Genomic DNA, 1,055 nt, shown 5'->3' on the forward strand with positions numbered 1-1,055 from the left:
TGTGCCGTCTTTTTTTGTTGTACCAGATTTCAATGTATTCAAATATTTCCAGCTCCATTTCTTCTTTTGTAATGAGTTTGTTTCCGTAAATGAGTTCCGTTTTTAATGATTTGAAAAAACTTTCAGCCACGGCATTGTCCCAACAATTCCCTTTGCGGCTCATACTTCTTGTAACACCATAAAATTCCAAAGTATTCACAAATTTCTTACTTGCATATTGAACGCCTCTGTCACTGTGAAAAATTAGTCCTTCCTCTGTTTTCCTGTTTTTGACAGCCATTTTCCAGGCTCTAAGGCTTGTCTCTTCAGTACTCATTCCATTACTCAAGCTCCATCCAATGATTTTTCTATCATATAAATCAATAACTGTTGTCAAATACAAAAAGCCTTCTTTGGTTTGAATGTAGGTAATATCAGAAACCCAAACTTGTGCAGGTTTTTCGGCAATAAAATTCCTGTCCAACACATTTTCTACCACCAAATAATTGTGTTTAGAGTTTGTTGTCATTTTAAATTTCTTGCTCAGTTTACTTCTCAAACCCAGCTCTTTCATATATTTTGCAACAGTTATTCTGGAGATTTTATAGCCTAAAGAATTCAATTCAAAAGTAATCCTTGGGCTTCCATAGCGTTGTTTGGATGAGAAATAAATCGAGGTTATCTGCTCTTTTATTTTTTTTCTTCAAAAGCAGTTTCTTGCTAAAGGGTCTGCTTTTCCATTTAAAATAGCCACTGGAACTTAGTTTTAAAACCTGGCACATCTTTTCAATCGGGAATATAGATTCGTTATTTTTTATGAATTTATATTTCATCGACCGCTCTTGGAGAAGATGCCAATTGCTTTTTTTAATATATCACGTTCTAGCTCTGCATCTTTCAGCTTTTTTTCCAGATCATGAATCTTTTCCTGTTCAGGGGTTAGTTTTAAATTTCCATTCCCTGGAAAGCTTCCTTCCCCGAATTCTTCAAATTCTTTACGCCATTTATAAAGCAGCGTGACTGCGATTCCCAATTCCCTTGCAAGTTCTGATATATTAGTTCGCTCTTTGCTAAGA

At 35.1% G+C, this 1,055-nt stretch carries 1 pseudogene; it reads right to left on the reverse strand.

What is annotated here, in order from left to right:
* Positions 1–1,055, reverse strand: a pseudogene (locus tag AC2A1G_RS20035) (IS3 family transposase); the annotation flags it as partial.

The organism is Chryseobacterium sp. HNCC26DJ240, assembly GCF_057180485.1.